The 15,087-nt window shown below is 52.1% G+C and carries 19 protein-coding genes; 3 read left to right on the top strand and 16 right to left on the bottom strand.

What is annotated here, in order from left to right; all coding sequences use genetic code 11:
* Positions 1-364 precede the first annotated feature (364 nt).
* A complete protein-coding gene (locus tag O71_RS15390) occupies positions 365-1,048 on the top strand; it encodes a DUF2461 domain-containing protein (protein ID WP_007658465.1) in 684 nt (227 codons plus the stop codon).
* Positions 1,049-1,053: 5 nt separating this feature from the next.
* Here the strand turns inward: O71_RS15390 and O71_RS15385 are convergent, their stop codons facing one another.
* The 10 genes from O71_RS15385 to O71_RS27395 form a co-directional block, all read right to left on the bottom strand.
* The gene (locus tag O71_RS15385) at positions 1,054-1,647 is read right to left on the bottom strand and encodes a hypothetical protein (protein WP_007658463.1); all 594 of its coding nucleotides are present in this window, start codon (positions 1,645-1,647) and stop codon (positions 1,054-1,056) included.
* 10 nt (positions 1,648-1,657) lie between these two features.
* Positions 1,658-2,266, bottom strand: a complete 609-nt coding sequence (locus O71_RS21960) for a hypothetical protein (RefSeq protein WP_007658462.1) — start codon at positions 2,264-2,266, stop codon at positions 1,658-1,660.
* A 181-nt stretch (positions 2,267-2,447) separates the two neighbouring features.
* Positions 2,448-3,203, bottom strand: coding sequence for a subclass B1 metallo-beta-lactamase (gene bla, locus O71_RS15375; RefSeq protein WP_143732090.1), 756 nt, complete (start codon positions 3,201-3,203; stop codon positions 2,448-2,450).
* Positions 3,204-3,315: 112 nt separating this feature from the next.
* On the bottom strand, positions 3,316-3,825 hold the full coding sequence (locus O71_RS21955; protein WP_155800941.1) for a hypothetical protein: 510 nt from the start codon (positions 3,823-3,825) through the stop codon (positions 3,316-3,318).
* Complete coding sequence (locus O71_RS21950) at positions 3,726-4,418, bottom strand: hypothetical protein (protein WP_051017783.1); 693 nt, start codon at positions 4,416-4,418, stop codon at positions 3,726-3,728. The genes O71_RS21955 and O71_RS21950 overlap by 100 nt, the downstream gene beginning before the upstream one ends.
* An 89-nt stretch (positions 4,419-4,507) precedes the next feature.
* A complete protein-coding gene (locus O71_RS23990) occupies positions 4,508-4,672 on the bottom strand; it encodes a hypothetical protein (RefSeq protein WP_155800940.1) in 165 nt (54 codons plus the stop codon).
* Positions 4,669-5,250 carry a hypothetical protein gene (locus O71_RS27410; RefSeq protein ID WP_007658460.1) on the bottom strand — a complete coding sequence of 194 codons (582 nt, stop codon included), beginning with the start codon at positions 5,248-5,250 and terminating at the stop codon, positions 4,669-4,671. The genes O71_RS23990 and O71_RS27410 overlap by 4 nt, the downstream gene beginning before the upstream one ends.
* On the bottom strand, positions 5,145-5,486 hold the full coding sequence (locus O71_RS27405) for a glycosyltransferase family 2 protein (RefSeq protein WP_369750958.1): 342 nt from the start codon (positions 5,484-5,486) through the stop codon (positions 5,145-5,147). Before O71_RS27405 ends, O71_RS27410 begins: the two co-directional genes overlap by 106 nt.
* The gene (locus O71_RS27400) at positions 5,435-5,581 is read right to left on the bottom strand and encodes a hypothetical protein (protein ID WP_369750960.1); all 147 of its coding nucleotides are present in this window, start codon (positions 5,579-5,581) and stop codon (positions 5,435-5,437) included. The genes O71_RS27405 and O71_RS27400 overlap by 52 nt, the downstream gene beginning before the upstream one ends.
* A 26-nt stretch (positions 5,582-5,607) precedes the next feature.
* The gene (locus O71_RS27395) at positions 5,608-5,793 is read right to left on the bottom strand and encodes a glycosyltransferase (protein ID WP_369750957.1); all 186 of its coding nucleotides are present in this window, start codon (positions 5,791-5,793) and stop codon (positions 5,608-5,610) included.
* Positions 5,794-5,894: 101 nt separating this feature from the next.
* Here O71_RS27395 and O71_RS27390 point away from each other — a divergent pair, with 101 nt between their 5' ends.
* Positions 5,895-6,179, top strand: coding sequence for a hypothetical protein (locus tag O71_RS27390; protein WP_369750956.1), 285 nt, complete (start codon positions 5,895-5,897; stop codon positions 6,177-6,179).
* On the opposite strand, the gene O71_RS15360 is transcribed toward O71_RS27390, so the two are convergent.
* Entirely contained in the window at positions 6,166-6,858 is a 693-nt protein-coding gene (locus tag O71_RS15360) for a glycosyltransferase family 2 protein (protein ID WP_007658459.1), read from the bottom strand. The genes O71_RS27390 and O71_RS15360 overlap by 14 nt on opposite strands.
* A gap of 135 nt (positions 6,859-6,993) precedes the next feature.
* Between O71_RS15360 and O71_RS15355 the strand changes: the two genes are divergently transcribed.
* Positions 6,994-7,482, top strand: coding sequence for a peroxiredoxin (locus tag O71_RS15355; RefSeq protein ID WP_007658458.1), 489 nt, complete (start codon positions 6,994-6,996; stop codon positions 7,480-7,482).
* 77 nt (positions 7,483-7,559) lie between these two features.
* Here O71_RS15355 and O71_RS15350 read toward each other — a convergent pair whose 3' ends face one another.
* From O71_RS15350 to O71_RS15330, 5 genes are all read right to left on the bottom strand, one after another.
* Positions 7,560-8,108 carry a hypothetical protein gene (locus O71_RS15350; protein ID WP_007658457.1) on the bottom strand — a complete coding sequence of 183 codons (549 nt, stop codon included), beginning with the start codon at positions 8,106-8,108 and terminating at the stop codon, positions 7,560-7,562.
* 180 nt (positions 8,109-8,288) lie between these two features.
* Entirely contained in the window at positions 8,289-8,864 is a 576-nt protein-coding gene (locus tag O71_RS15345) for a hypothetical protein (RefSeq protein WP_143732094.1), read from the bottom strand.
* 143 nt (positions 8,865-9,007) lie between these two features.
* On the bottom strand, positions 9,008-9,247 hold the full coding sequence (locus tag O71_RS15340; RefSeq protein WP_007658453.1) for a hypothetical protein: 240 nt from the start codon (positions 9,245-9,247) through the stop codon (positions 9,008-9,010).
* Between the two features lie 210 nt (positions 9,248-9,457).
* A complete protein-coding gene (locus tag O71_RS15335) occupies positions 9,458-13,084 on the bottom strand; it encodes a T9SS-dependent M36 family metallopeptidase (RefSeq protein ID WP_040574385.1) in 3,627 nt (1,208 codons plus the stop codon).
* 507 nt (positions 13,085-13,591) lie between these two features.
* Positions 13,592-14,950, bottom strand: a complete 1,359-nt coding sequence (locus O71_RS15330) for a neutral/alkaline non-lysosomal ceramidase N-terminal domain-containing protein (RefSeq protein WP_007658449.1) — start codon at positions 14,948-14,950, stop codon at positions 13,592-13,594.
* Positions 14,951-15,087: the final 137 nt, after the last annotated feature.

The following is a 15,087-nucleotide window of genomic DNA, read 5'->3' as shown; positions in this document are numbered from 1 at the left end:
AAGGTATGCCAGGGGCGGTCGCTCAGGCCCTGGTAATGCGTAATGGCCTGCCGGAGTTGCTCTTTCTGGTCTGGCACAAGCAGCCATACCTCCGTAGAGTCGCTGGCTACACCCGAGAGCGAGTACAGAAACAGCGAAACAATGAAAAGCAGGCGTGCCATGGGCGTTAAGAGAGCAGTGGTATTAAATGTACGCAAGCGGCAAAAATAAGACGCTAGCCTCTCTGTTTTAACAACTTACAAGATTGATTGGTTTGCTTGGAAGAAAGGTATAAATTGGCTTATCCGGCATAGCCATAAACAAAGCCGGCGCAAGGACTGTATAATAGCCCAATGCATCGCTAAAAGCACGAAGAAACCAGCCCATGGCAACAACGATAGACAAAACCACACTGACTTTTCTGGCCGATCTGACTCAAAATAACAACCGCGAGTGGTTTCAGGAAAACAAGCCCCGCTATGACGCCGCCCGCAAAAACTACCTGGGCTTTCTGGATGAACTGATGGAGGAGATGGCGCTTTTCGAGCCTGTGGCGATCGGACAGAAGGGCAAAGACCTCGTATTCCGGATTTACCGCGACGTGCGGTTTTCTAACGACAAGAGACCTTACAAAGATCATTTCGGAGCCTACATAGCCGAAGGGGGGCGCAAATCCATTTTGCCGGGCTACTACCTGCACCTGGCCGCCAACAACAATTCCTTTCTGGCCGGTGGTCTGTGGATGCCGCCTGCCGATTACCTGAAAGCCGTGCGACAGGAAATTGATTATAATCTGGACGAACTGGAGCGGATCATTCAGGAGCCTTCTTTTAAAGACCGCTTTGGCAGCATTCAGGGTGAGCAACTCAAAACCACGCCCAAGGGATACGACAAAGACAATCCGGCCATCGAGTACCTTCGCTTCAAAAGCTGGAACGCTACGATGCAGCTGCCTGACAAAGTGGTGCTCAGCAAGGATTTTATGAATACGGTACTGGAGGGCTTTAAAGCTGTGAAGCCATTTAATGATTTCCTGAGGGAACCGTTGAGGGATATTGGGGAAGAGTAGTTCTTTTACTTTATCATCCACAATAAAAAAGATCCAAATACAAGAAAAATAGCCAAAATCAGGGAGCAGCCAGGCTTAGTTGCTTCCTGATGATAGCTTCTGTCAGGACTGAAAGTTTTTAACGGAGAAAAGTCTTGTGTCTCAAATAGAGGCTCAGAAAAAGAAAACTCCTTTTCCTCTAAAACCTGATACTCCTCTCCGGAAGCGAAGCCCATTTTGATGGCACTTTTATGTCCCTCGAAGACTGCATACACATTGTCACCCTCTGTATCCTGATCTGATACATAGACTAATGCTCTTTGACCAATATACTTTCGGGGTAGATTATCTTCTGCTGTTACTGTCCAGTACCCAAGAACCTTCGCTTTGAAATTATCAACTTCGGGGTATGTCAGGTAATTCACAAAATATTTGAATCTCTCAAAATCAGGCTGATTTGAAAAATACAGCATATAGAGATTTTCTTTGACAGTTGACATATTTACTGTAATTCCGTCGGTAAAACCAGACTCAGAGTAAAGATCAGCAAGTTGTTGAACAGCACTGGTTACATCTTCCTGTCGCGGGCCATAAAGCAATATATAGTTAACTGGTGCCATAAATATCAAGTTATTCCAAGGTCATTGTCATGGTGCTTAGATCGTAATAGCCTTTAAAGCTTTTCTGAAGCAGAGTTTTCCCGTTGCACTTATATTTCAGGTTGCTTGTGATGATGATTGAGTCCCCGTGCAGCTGGTACTTAAATCCTGAGGAGGTGGAACTGTAATGGCAAGGGGTGTTTGGGCTGGCGTCCGCAACAGCCGGCGCAAGTGCCTTTCTCCAAAATTCAATTCTGATCAACTGCCCATCGACTTGCTGGTACTTCCTAAATCGTAGGGCCAGCGAATCGTTATGGACCTTGAACATCCGGGGTTTGATGCTTGTGATAGTAACATAGTTTTTGCCAAAATAAGTATAGGCATCGTCCTTGTATAGCTCTTTGCAGTTAATATCAAGCTTAACCGGGTATTGATTGGCTATCCACACCTGAAAAAACTGCTCGACTGTCAGCTCGGTAACATGCTGTAGCTGCTCTCCTTTACGGACTTGATTCGTACTAACTGTGCTTTTGGAAGATTGGCAACTAATCAAAACGTTCACTGCCAAAAGACAACTAAAAAGCGATGTTCGGTATAGCGGTCGATGCTCCATATAGGCCTGTAGTTTGCTGGAAACCATGTGAAAATGCTTACGCTGACGGCCTGCTCCGTAGTGCGGAAAGTCAGCTTGGTAACGCTATACCTATACCCTACAGACATTCGAAAGCTTGATGTTGAACACCGAAGGGTACTGCGCCATTGATTCTCCCAAGGCGTAGAAAAAGACACAGTTAAAAATGCTACATTACTCTAGCAATATATCATTTTTGCTCAAACAGACGAATAGTGTAGTCGAACAATTGTTGCCCACCTGCTTTGCCATGCCCCGGTATAACATGTTTCACTTGTGGGAAAGTAGCTTTCAGTTTCGCTACCGTTTGCGGCCAGGCGATCGTGTCGGCATCGGCCAGGTTGCCTTTGCCAGCGCCCTGTTCCTTGATCAGGCAGCCGCCAAACATGGTCTCCGCCTTCGGGAAATAGCCGACTACATTATCGTGCGTGTGCCCCTTGCCAGGGTATAGAACCAGTACTTTTTCGTTTCCGACCTTCAAAGTCAGCTCTTCCTCAAAGCCATGCGCTGGCACGGCTGTATTGTTGTTCTTAGCCAAGGCAATGGTCCTGTGGCTGGCGTAAGTCGGGATGCCCCGTTGCTCGAAAGCCTGCAGTCCGCCCAGGCAGTCGTCGTGAAAGTGCGTGGCGACAACTGCTTTTACTTTGCAACCCAGGCCCTGCTCCACCCAGTCGATCAGCTCCACGGAGGCCCGGTCTGTTGCCGGCGTGTCAAAAATGATGGCTTCCTGCTGGTCAATCACCACCATACCGTTGCAGGGCACTTTGCCAAAGCTTTGGGTTTCCAGAAAGGACAGGTGTTGGTATACCTGGTCTGCTATTTTATGTATCTCCAGTGTTCCGGAGGTATAGCTCTGGCTATCATTGGCGGCTATACCTGAGGCTTTCTTTTCAGCAGCTATCTCGTTGGTTGCCTTTGGAGATTGGCAGGAGAGGAGACAGCTCATAAGCAACACCCCTAACAATGGTGGCTTATTCGCTAGACCGCAAAGTATACTTGGAACGTACTGGCAGTGGTTTTTCATAAGGTGAGTGATAGACAGGTATAAAGTTTACTTTTTACTTGGGCTGGGCAACACTCTGCCGGGGCAGGTTGGCGTGCTTTTTCTGTTGTCGGTACAGGTATAGCTCGGCCAGCAACCAAAGTCCGACCAGGGTATACTCCAGGGCCACAAGCCACAGGTTTTCAGTGTAGGCGCTGGTGCGGTAGGCGGAGTAACTGAAAATAGCCAGGCAGCTCCAGACAGTTGCGTAGCGGAAGTGGCTCAGGGTGGTCAGCGCAACCAGTGTGGTGATGTACCAGGGGTGCACCGTGGTGGCTAGCAGCAGGTATACCGTGAGGGCCGCCGCCATGTAGCCGGCCAGTCGGCGCACCGAGCCCAGCTTCTTCACCGCCGCCATCGACAGGATAGCAATAAATGTTGCCAGCGAAAGCAAAGGACCAATCACGGCAATCTGATTGTAGCCTGTTAGCTGGTAGCCCAGCCAGCGGAGCAGGTAGTAGACGCTGGCATTGAACTCAAAACGCTGAAAATACAGATCGATGCTCTGCCAGATATTGTGCAGCACCTCCCACGAAAGCAAGGCAGAAAGAGCAGCAACAGAACAGCAGTCATCACTACACTAAAACTGATAAAGCGTCTTAGCCCCAGCTTGCGCCACACAATGGGCAGGAACATCAGCGGCAGGAGCTTGCTGCCGACGGCCAGGGCAAAAGGCACCGCCGCGATAAAGTAGCGCTGGTAGTGCAGCTGGTACAGGAAGAGCAGCAGGAAAAAGATCAGCAGCGCCTCCATGTGCAGGTTGCCCGTCAGCTCGAGGATCACCAGCGGATTGAGGGCATAGATATGGACGTAGCGATCGGGCAGGGCCATGCGGCGCAGGAGGCGTAGCAAAAGCAATATGGAGCCTGTCTCGGCAGCCAGGATGATCACCCGCATCACCAGGATGCTGCCTGTCAGGCTATCTGGTGAGAGGGCAGCTGCCAGCCAGAATACACCTTGCAGCACCGGTGGGTATACCGAAAAGTAATGCTGGGAATTGAGCAGCAAAAACAGTTCAGCCGTGAGGCCAGGTATAGCAGGGGCTTCTTCGCCTACAAACTGTGCCGGCAGGTATAGGTAGGGATTTTCACCGGCCAGCAGCAGACGCCCGTCCCACACGAAGCGGAAGTAGTCGTCGGATAGCGCTGGTACAGCAAAGAGGAACAGCAGTCTGAAAAAGAGACCGGCCCCGATGCCGTGCCATACGTTCAGCTTCTGGTTGGTGACATAGCGTAAATGCCAAAAGCCAGCAAAGTGAGCAGGAGCAGCTGCGTAAAGTTCTCACGAGGCGTCGCATAGCCCAGCGCCAGGTATACCAGGGCCAATATCCCCAGTAAGGAATAAGTTGCTATGTGCTTTCGGGCAAGGGTCATGCGCGGCGGCTATGGTTGAGCGAGTATACGAAAACGGCACCAAAACCGAGCATCAGCATCGCATGAAAAGGCAGTAAACCATAATCCTGCAGCCTGAAAGCTACCAGAATGCCATACCCGAAATAGATCGCCAGTAGCCCCTCCAGCAAGGTAACCGGATGGAGGCTGGTGATGGCATAGGCGTGCTGGCGCCAGGAGTCGTGGCGGTGCTGCAGGTTGTGCTTGGGTGTGCGGATAAAAGGCGTTTTCCGGCCCAGGTAGCCCTCCAGTACCGCCACTGTGTTGTGCAGCGACATCCCCATTGACATGGAAAGAAACAGGAAAAACTCAGGTATAAAGCGCCTGGTGGTGTGCCATACCGAGCCGGTTTGCTGGTAAAGGGCAGTCCAGTAAAAAGCCAGCAGGGCCAGCAGACTGACGATCAGCAGCGAACCCAGCGCAAAAAGCAGTTCGAGCCCCGGTACGCTGTGTTTCAGGTATAGCATCGGTATGCTGAGCAGGGCCGTGAGCAGCACACAGACGAAGATGCTACTGTTGAGCAGGTGGAAAATTGCGTGCAGGCGGGTAGTGAAGGGCATGGGCGCGAGCAGTACCTTGCCAGATGCTTGCGGGCAGTTTCGGCAGCGCCTTTGGTCCAGCGGTACTGCTGCGACTTAAGGGCTCCCATGGCGGCAGGCAATTCGGCGGGGGCTTCTACGCCCTGCAGGTAACGGAAATGCCAGCCCCGCAACTGGGCGCGGTAGCTTAGGTCCAGGTCTTCGGTCAGTGTGTCTGACTGCCAACCACCAGCATCCACAATGCAGCTTTTGCGCATACCCCGGCCGTGCCGTTGAAGTTGATAAAGTGTCCGCCGCTATTGCGACCGACCTGCTCTACGGTAAAGTGCGCATCCAATCCAAAAGCCTGCAAGCGGGTGAGTAGCGAGTAGTCCTGGTTCAGGTGGCCCCAGCGGTTTGCACCACACCCACCTGCCCGTGATCGAAAGCAGGTATAGTGCGCTTCAGGAAATCAGGTTGTGGAACAAAATCAGCATCGAAGATGGCAATGAAGTCGCCGGTGGCTTGCTGGAGGCCGTACTGCAGCGCTCCGGCTTTGTAACCGCTGCGGTCAGGGCGGCGCACGTGCTCCAGTTGAGGCCGCTGCCGGCGTGTTGGGCCATCTTTTGCCGGATCAGTTCACTCGTGTCGTCGGTAGAGTCGTCGAGCAGCTGGATCTGTAGCAGGTGGCGGGGGTAGTCGAGGGCGGCCACGGCGTCAATCAGGCGCTCTACCACGTAGCGTTCGTTATAGAGCGGGAGCTGTACCGTCACGGCAGGCCAGGTATAGCTTTCATCAGGTATAGCCCCGGGTGCAAGTATAGTTTTCCGGCGGGTCCAGTAGAGGTAGGTGAGGTGCAACTGCACCAGGCTGTAGCAGAAGATGAAGGCCAGGCAAATACCATACACGGCAACAAGAAGAAGCTGAGGGATTGTCATGCGGTGGCGCTGGTTAAGGCTACAGGAGCTTAAATATAGTCAATATAATCTTATACCCTGCCAGCACCGAGCCCTTCACCGTACCCGATACTTTCGACACGCCGATGCGCTTGCGGTAGTTTACAGGCACTTCTGCATACCTTACCTTTTGCTTCGCAGCCCGCGCCTGCATTTCCACGGTCCAGCCATAGTTGCGGTCGCGCATGCCCAACTGCTGCAGCGTACTGAAGCGGATGGCCCGGAAAGGTCCCAGGTCGGTATACCTGACGCCATAAAGCCAGCGCAGCAGGGTAGTGGCCAGCCAGTTGCCGAAGATCTGCTGCGGCATGAGGGCACCTGCTTCCCGCTGCCCCAGCACCCGCGAGCCTATTACCAGGTCTGCCTTTCCATCCAAAATGGGCTGTACCACCTGCGGCAGTTCGCCGGGGTAGTCGGAGTAGTCGCCGTCCAGGAACACAATAATGTCGGGCTGCTCCTGAGCGGGCTTGTTGGCGGTGTAGGCTATACCTGTGAGGCAGGCATTGCCGTAACCGGGTCGGGGCTCGTGGAGCACCGTGGCGCCGGCGGCCCGGGCAACTTCGGAGGTGCTGTCCGAGGAGTTATTGTTCACCACGATCACTTCCTGTACCAGTTCGGCAGGTATGTCGCTGATTACGTGTGCAATAGATTTTTCTTCGTTGTAGGCGGGGATGATGACGCTGATTCGGGGCATGCTGCAAATTTGTGCAAAAAATATATGCTAAACTATTGAAGGTCAGGTATGGCTTTTGTAGTAAGAAGTGTATTAACTTTGCAAATTGAACCTTCCGGTATCGGAAAGGTTTTTAGAGAGTAGCTTTTTTTAATTATGAGTAGAGAAGTAGTTAAGATTGGAGATAAAGCCCCTGATTTTGAATTGCAGCGATTGGATGGAGGGTTTTTCCGACTTTACGAGTTGTTGAAGAAGAAAAACGTGGTGCTGTACTTCTATCCGAAGGACAGTTCCGCTGATTGCACCAAGCAAGCCTGTGAGTTCAGGGATCACTACGATACCTTCCAGGATCTGGAAACGGAGATTGTGTGCATCAGCTACGACAAGGCCGACGCCCACAAACGCTTTGAGCGGGTGTACCGTCTGCCTTTTACCCTGCTAAGCGACTGTGACGCTCAGATCCGGAACCTGTACGGGGTGCCGCGTAAGTTCGGTATCATGCCGGGCCGCGCCATCTACGTGATCGACAAGAAAGGGGAAGTGCAGTATGTGTTCAACTCGCTGTCCAAGCCAGCTGAGCACGTGCAGCAGGTACTGGACGTATTGGACGACATAAACCATGACAGTGTAGCCCAGTACGCCTAAGTTATTTGTATCACTTGAATAAAGCCAAAAGGCCCGGTGTTGTTCGCACCGGGCCTTTTGCATGTTCTTTTTTGGGGCTAGAATATCAGTTCCAGCTTTTTGTCATTGTAAAACTCCACGCTCAGGAAGCCGCGCTCCTTGGTGAACAGGATGCGCTTGACGTTTGTCGCTTTGCTTGCGTCGTTGTTTATCACTTCATACACATCGGTATACAGCACATCGTTTACCTCAACAGATGGGTAGGTGGGCTGGCCCGGGTTCAGTTTATACTCGCCGCGTCCATTCACTGCTACCGACACCTCCAAGCTGTTTTCACGCTTCAGGAAATAAGTAGCAATGCCCGGGCTAGCGTTCGTGTTCGTGTTGCTTCTGGTAATATCCTCCATCACGCTGTAAGCCTGCACATCAAAGTGGCCGATGCAATTGTCGGAGATGTTGTAGCCTTCGCCCGGTACCTGCTCCGCTATCAGCGCTGTGTTGGCGTACGTCACGGTGTCACCTGTTTCGTTCAGAAAACGGATGGTGTCATTTCGATCATACACAAGCCATTCCACATCCTTTTCGTCAAATTGAGTTGTGGTGGTGTCACAGTCTTTGCAAGAGGTAAAGAGCAGTGTTGCCAGCATGAATACGCCTAGAAGTTTAATACTGTGTGTCATTAGGGTGAAAATTAGTAGTAAAGGTAAATGTTTAATTGTCGCATATCAGGTATAGCTATACCTAATGGTAAGAGTCGTTTTGGAGGCAAAGCGTTGCAAGCAGTGCAAAAATAATTGTTATAACTTAGCTGGTAAGGCGAGCAGGGCTTAAGGTGCGTAACGGGTAAAGGTGCGGCCATTAAAATAAGCCACCTGCAGAAAGCCAAACTCGCGATTGAACAGGATACGGCGCACGCCGGTAGCCGTACTATCCGGATTTGTCAGGTCGAACACATCCTGGTAAGTTACTCCGCCAACGGGAAGGGTGGCGTGGTCAGGCGTGTTTACATCCGGTATGCGAAGCTCGGCCCTGCCGGCTACTACCAAGCTCACACGGATAGAATCAGGCATGCGCACTGCTACTACTGTCAGAGCCGGAAAGCGGCGGTTGTTGTGCTGCATGACGCTGGTGCGGCGGGTATAGTACTGCTCAATGCACACATCGGCCGGGCCAAATCCGTCGCCAGGTATAGGGTCGGAGTTAACCCGTGTGTTCAGAAACACGCGAATTGTATCCGGTGTGTTACTGTCAACCATGAGGAGGCTGTCCCGGGCATTGTACACGGTCCAGCTGCTATCGCCATTTTCAAACTGCGCTACTGTTGTCTCGCAGTCGTTGCAGGAGCTAAGCCAGAGAGAGGCGCCGAACAAGGACAGGTATAGTAGTAAGCGAATTGACTTCATAGGTTCATTGGCTATACTGCAAATTAACGAACTTAATCTGTTTGATAGTCTATAAAACGCAGATTAGTGAATGGGGATGGGCAAAAATGAAAGCAGCCGGGCAAATACCCGGCTGCTTTTCAAGTTAAATCACATTTAAAATATTATTCCTGAACCCTTACCCATACAGGCTCCGGTTTGAGAGCTGGTCTGAACACCAGCCAAAGTATTACACCCAGCAGGGTACCCGTCATGAAAGCCGGAACTACTACCAGCCATCCCATCACACCGCGGCTTTCCGCATCATGGTAGGTCCATACCAGCATAAAAATCACCAGGAAAGAGTAAACGGCAAAGGTTAAGAAAAAGAGTAAACTAGCTATATCAGGCAAAAACGTTTCCATTATCAAAGATTTAAGTATCACATAAAGAGGAACATAGCCCCTACATTATTTTAAACCTGAAAAGCTATGGATTTGTTTATAACTATTCTAATGCAATGATATGAATATGGGTGATATGGAAATGGTATATTGTATTTATTCTTGCGGTCAGGTATAAAAAGAGAAAAGCCACCCCCATAGAGGGATGGCTTTTGCTCGGGGTTTATAATGTTATTTTCTGATGATCACCTTGTGGGTACTGCTCTTGTCACCACTCTGAACCGTGAAATAATAGATGCCATTTGTCAGATCCTCCAGCGGTATAGTTGCTCCGCTTCCTGCGTCTTCAGCTGAAATCTCGTGTTGTGCCACCTGCTGCCCTAAGGCATTGGCAACCGTGATCAGCACAGGGCCTATTGCATTCTCGGCCAGTTTCAGACTGATTCTATTCTGGGCTGGGTTCGGGAACAGGATCTCCCGTGTTTCGGCAGCTTTGGCTGTGAGCACACTGCTCTGCGACAGACTGCCTGCTTTAAGCACGAGCGTTTCGGTGGTCGCGTTGGCATCTCCTCCGAATCGGGAGGTAACGTAGGCGGTGCTGCTCACCACAGTCGGGTTCGACACAATATCCACATCATCCACATACCAGCCGGTGGCGCCTGTGAGTACATCTGAGCCCATGCGGAAGCGGATCAGCACGTTTTGTCCTTTGTAGCTGCTCAGATCCACAATGGTCTGGATGTAGCCGTCGCTGTTGCCCGTAAAGGCCGGCCCGACAATAGTAGAAGCGTTGAGCAGTGGGATTTCGCTGTTGTAGCCATTTTGTATCATTTTGCTACCCAGGTTGCTCCAGGTGAGGCCTCTGTTTGTGCTGATCTCGACTACGCCGCCGTCAAATCCGTCTTCGGTGGCATAACTGTGCCAAAAGCGCAGCAGTGCATTTTCGCCGACAGCAACAGGCTGCGCCGTGATCAGGTACTGATCGCTGAAGGCATCCGGGTCCACGGCAAACCAGGAACTTGAGCCGCTATTCGGATTCTTCGTGCTTAGCTGCCAGTCACTCAGGCCAATACCGCGGGCTGTCTTCCACTTGCCGGTGCCGCTTTCCATGTCATCTTGGAAGAACACGGTGGTGCCGGTGCCTTTGTTCACGCGCACCTTGAAGGTACGCTCCAGGGTCTCGCCCTGCGCCATCTTCACCGATTTGAAAGTGACTACACCTTTTGTCAGCTTAGGAGCTTCTGTGCCTGACTCCTGTACAAACACAGTACCCTCTGGCAGCGGGTTAGTGATAGACACATTGTTTACAGAACCAGCTGTTTCATTTGTCACGGTGATCTTGTAGGTCAGTTCTTCGCCGTCAGTTACCGGAGAAGGTGTGGCTTGCAGTTTTATGGCAAACTGAGGCTCGCAAGACGGTGGCATGTCAAAAGCCTCGGTACCGTCGGTGAGGTCGTTGTTGCTGCCCTGGGTGGCGCTGTAGCCGAGGCCGCGCTTGGCGAAAGCACGCCAGATGTGGCACTGATTGGCGCCGCCGTTGTTGATGCGGTCAGCTGCCAGGATGGCGTCACGGGCATCGATGAAACCGGGGCTGCAAGGTTGCAGTTTCAGGCCGTCCATGACCAGCTGCAGGGCAATGTTGTTACCGCCTTTGCCATTGTGCAGGTCTGGGTCGTAGCCATATTCCTCGATCAGGTTCCAGGTCATATCCCAAAGCATCGTCGCCCAAATGAAGCCCACACCGTGCGGCACAGAGATCTCCGGGTTGGCGATCATCTTATAGGTATAAGGGTTGATGCCCATGTCGGTGCTGTAAGGGGCGGGGCGGATACCATTTCCATCGGTCCCCTCTGAGAGCACATAGGTGCCGATGCCTCGACGCTGCGTACCGGTGTCACCATCCCGCATGGTCATGATCAGTCCAAAGAAGTCGCTCCAGCCTTCGCCGCCCTGTTCAGCACCTGACAGACACTGCGTGCTCGGGCCACCGGTGAGGCGGGTAGAGATGCCGTGGCCATACTCGTGGGCGATGATGCCGTTGTCGAGGTCACCGTCACGCATCGGAGGTACGCCGCCTTCCAGTCGCAGGGCGCCGGTCAGGCCTTGGGCCAGGGCAGTTTTCAGTTTATCGCCGTCAGCTTTGCTGATCATGATAGCAGGTATGAGTACAAGCGCACCAGTTTCATCACCGCCCATCGACATGGCCGGACCGTCTATGTTGTTCACAACGATAACTCCCGTGGCTCCCGAAGCCTGTGCATTGAGCGCCTTGGAGATGAAAGAACAGTCGCCGCGGTCTACTATGGCAATATTACCAGTGATTTCCGCCTGGTTGTTGAATGGCAAAGGAACAGAGCCAGCCGGCAGCTCAGGAGCACCGTTACAGCCATTTGCCGGGTCAGCCATCACAATCTTGCCGGATACGCCCTTTTCATCAATCGCCGGACCAAAGGCCGCCTGCACCCCGGTATAAGAGCCCGCAACTGAGGAAGGGGCTGTGATATGGAGCAGTTTGGCAGGAACGGAAGAAGTCCACAGGTACATCTGCATGCGGCCAGGAACGCCGTCCTGCAGCGTCAGGAAATTGGCGTTATTAGTGCCGCCGCCATCCTGTGCCTCCGCCATCACGGCGTCGAGCCCAGCGCCTTCACCAGTGAAGTTTTTCTGCTGAAAGTTACCGCTGGCTTCATCAAAGCCATAGAGGTAAAATAGGTCATGGATGATGTTGTTCCAGTAAAACAGGTTGGTAGTGGCCGCCTTTACATAGGTGTCCGGCTCTTTGGAGAGATCCAGCGGAAAGTCGAAGTTGAGGCCGAAGCCACCGTCCGGACTAGTGCCGGCATTGGCGCCGAGGCGGTCTTCGTAGGCGTGCACGTTGTTGCCTTTGGTGATGGTGTAAGTCAGCAGGCCGTCATTATGCCAGCCAAGCGGAGACGCAAGCGGATTTTCCTTGCCCGTTACCAGGGTTCTGTCACCGTGGCTTGGTGTCTCGAAGGGTGCATCGTATATGCGATAGGTACCGCTGGAGGCAACTGCCGCCGCTGCCACACTACGCGGTGCGAAAGCCTGGGTATAGAAGTCCTGTTGTGCTTTCAGGCGTTCCGCTTTCGTCGCCACGCGACCTTGTCTGTTCTGCTGCACAATGGCCATTTTCTGATGCGGGTCATCGGTTACCACAGGCAGACCCCAATTGTCATGTATGACCAGGTCCTGCTGTTTCAGCACCTGCCCGGTGGCAGCGTCGATGCGCATGTTCCAGTAGTGCTGGGCGTCTGTGTTGTAGATGTCCACTTCCCAGGCCAGGCGCACATCGCCGTTCGGCATAGGCTGGTATACCAGTTTGGCAGGTATAGGCTCCAGCGAAATGCCCCCATCGGTCAGCACCACGGCCTTGGCGGCGGCAGGCAGCTTCTGGGTAGGAGCCTTTCGTTCTTTTAGCTTAATAGTTTGCCGGGGTGTGAGCTTAAGAGCCGCGGCGGCGGCATTGGCGGCCCGTTCAGGAGAGAGGGCTGCTGCATTGCCCTTGATGGCACCGCGCAGGTTAGGTATAAAGCGGTTGCCCATGTTTATCACATTGCCCTCACGGTCGATGTTGATATTGATATTTGCATCCACCACCTCTATGCCCTGATGACGCTGGCGGAGGTAAATGTGCGTGATACCGTTGTGCTTGGACGTATACTGGTCGGTTACTACATAGTCGGAGAGGTCGGCGGCATTGAGCTTGTAGTCCGCCTTGGTCTGGTCGATGTGCCGCAGGGCGACGTCGAGGGGAGACTGGGCACGTACATTGCCCGAAGCCAATAACAGAATCAATCCCAGCAGGTACAGGGGATTGCACGTTAATTTTAGTTTCATAGAGGAGAGTTTAGAATTAGAAATGCTACATAAGGTATTTTTTACTAGGTGTTGTAGATCAGATGCTGGTATCGTGCTTTGTATTATATAAGTATGGGTGACCTGTCCGGAGCAGGAAGGCACCAGAAGGTATTTTCCTGCTTTTCGCTGACATTGATGCATTTACGATGCCGGACACTATCTGGATTTGTGCGTCATAACATCGTTGTACAGCTGATTGCATGCCTTTTTGCACCTTTTGGGGATTCTATCTGGAGAGTTTGAGAGACAGTATGGAACTGACAGTTCTGAAAGTGTTTTGAATGTTATGAAGGGCAAAAGTGAAGGAATAAGAAGTCGGGAGGGGATAACCTTACAAAGGTATTACGGCTAAGTATTGTATTATTTTATAATGCCGGATTGGGTATAAAAAATATGAAATAGGATATAATCTATCTATAAACTGCTGCTATAAAACTGAAATATTGGACTAAAATTCTTTGAAAGAAATTTAAACATTTTTGCAAACTAGTTGTTGCGTCCGTCATTTGGCTGATAACTGCGCATTATTTTTTCCATAATCTCCGTCAGATAGCTTCCGCTTCGGGGACCGTAAAAGTTCATGGAGCGGGTTTCGTATTTCTTTAAATGGTAATGCCGGTCAGGTGTTATATAGCCTATGTACCCGCCATTGAACCCGGTCACGACCACGGGCCGACCTTGCTGCTCCAGTTCAGGTATAAGCTCACCCGAATAGTCAGCCGGCACACCAAGCAGCACAACTTCGCCCAGCTGCATACTATTAATATAGGTGGGGTATTTGCCGAACAACCCATTAAACAGGAAAGGAGCAAACCGGTAGTTGGTGTTAAGGCGCCACTGTGGCCTGGGCAGCAGGAGGGGGTGTCTTCCATAACCGAGTGGGGCAGTGGATTTAAGCTCAACTGCCGGCAGTTTCTCCACTATGGCAGCTGCCAGCTGCTGTCCGACGGCGGCTGTGCTCTCATAGGTGTCGCCGTGGGGTGCCACTACGGCCTGACTGCCAACCGCACCCGCTGCAAAAGCAGCAAAGTCCACACTTTTTTCCAGTTGGTCTACCAACTCTCCCGGATAGTCGCGTGAAAGCACTGGGTCCATAGAGGGCAGGATGGTGGGGTGCGCTGCGAAAGTGGCCAGCACGGCTGTTTTACCGGAAGTTTGCTCTATTTTGAAAAAACGAATGGTCGTGTCTCTCCCCGCCAGAGAGCCAGTCAGGCGGTTGCGAACCAGATGAGGGGCATAGGCAATGCCGTAGCCGATTTGGGCGGGTTGCTTGTTCTGCCTGGCCAGCTGTATGCTCTGCACTATATGGGCGGTCGTCTGCTGCACCAATTGCCTGCTATACCTGCCAGCCATGAGCCGGCCTACCAGCTTTTGTCCCCAACCTCCGAAACTGGTATGCGTATGGGTAGCGCTCAGGTATACCTGTCCGGGGCTGAGTCCCAGCGCGGCATACTCCTTCTCCAACGCGTCAGCCACCGTCATCGGAGCAATGAGCATATCCAGGGCCACAAAAATGACCTCTGCACTCCCGTTGTCAAACGTAAAGGTGCGAACCCACACCGAATCGTGCACGGTGCTATACCTGAGCCCTTTGCGTTTACCGTAGCCAGCCAGTGGACTGCCCACAGGAGGGGTGATATTCACTTTGGCCCAGCCCGCCTGCAGCGAGTCACCCTCCCTGGCAACCGGAGGCTGTTCATCAAGCGCCTGCAAGGTATGGCGGTAGTAATCGGTCTTTGCGTAGGGGGTATGGTCAATGCGCTGCACCACACAGCTCTGCATCGAGCAAAGCAGCAGGCTGAGCAGCGCAAACAAGCTGATCGTATCGTGTTTCAGGAATCTCAAGCTTACGAAGGTATAAAAATATTAAGCAAACAGTGCGACAGCCTTTTAAGAGCAGCGGTTAATTTACAGGCCTGAGATGTTTCGCTTTCTGGCAATATCGTTTAAATTTGACGTTCCTTAAGCAAGAAGGTATACCC

Origin of the sequence: Pontibacter sp. BAB1700 (assembly GCF_000277005.1) — a bacterium.
GTDB lineage: Bacteria > Bacteroidota > Bacteroidia > Cytophagales > Hymenobacteraceae > Pontibacter > Pontibacter lucknowensis.
This window is presented reverse-complemented; position numbering and strand designations above follow the sequence as displayed.

Bases quoted from the DNA above. Each gene is read 5' to 3' on its own strand.
- O71_RS15390 (WP_007658465.1), top strand. From the start codon at position 365: ATGGCAACAACGATAGACAAAACCACACTGACTTTTCTGGCCGATCTG.
- O71_RS15385 (WP_007658463.1), bottom strand. From the start codon at position 1,647: ATGGCACCAGTTAACTATATATTGCTTTATGGCCCGCGACAGGAAGAT.
- O71_RS21960 (WP_007658462.1), bottom strand. From the start codon at position 2,266: ATGGTTTCCAGCAAACTACAGGCCTATATGGAGCATCGACCGCTATAC.
- bla (WP_143732090.1), bottom strand. From the start codon at position 3,203: ATGAGCTGTCTCCTCTCCTGCCAATCTCCAAAGGCAACCAACGAGATA.
- O71_RS23990 (WP_155800940.1), bottom strand. From the start codon at position 4,672: ATGACCCTTGCCCGAAAGCACATAGCAACTTATTCCTTACTGGGGATA.
- O71_RS27410 (WP_007658460.1), bottom strand. From the start codon at position 5,250: ATGCCCTTCACTACCCGCCTGCACGCAATTTTCCACCTGCTCAACAGT.
- O71_RS27405 (WP_369750958.1), bottom strand. From the start codon at position 5,486: ATGCGCAAAAGCTGCATTGTGGATGCTGGTGGTTGGCAGTCAGACACA.
- O71_RS15360 (WP_007658459.1), bottom strand. From the start codon at position 6,858: ATGCCCCGAATCAGCGTCATCATCCCCGCCTACAACGAAGAAAAATCT.
- O71_RS15355 (WP_007658458.1), top strand. From the start codon at position 6,994: ATGAGTAGAGAAGTAGTTAAGATTGGAGATAAAGCCCCTGATTTTGAA.
- O71_RS15350 (WP_007658457.1), bottom strand. From the start codon at position 8,108: ATGCTGGCAACACTGCTCTTTACCTCTTGCAAAGACTGTGACACCACC.
- O71_RS15345 (WP_143732094.1), bottom strand. From the start codon at position 8,864: ATGAAGTCAATTCGCTTACTACTATACCTGTCCTTGTTCGGCGCCTCT.
- O71_RS15340 (WP_007658453.1), bottom strand. From the start codon at position 9,247: ATGGAAACGTTTTTGCCTGATATAGCTAGTTTACTCTTTTTCTTAACC.
- O71_RS15335 (WP_040574385.1), bottom strand. From the start codon at position 13,084: ATGAAACTAAAATTAACGTGCAATCCCCTGTACCTGCTGGGATTGATT.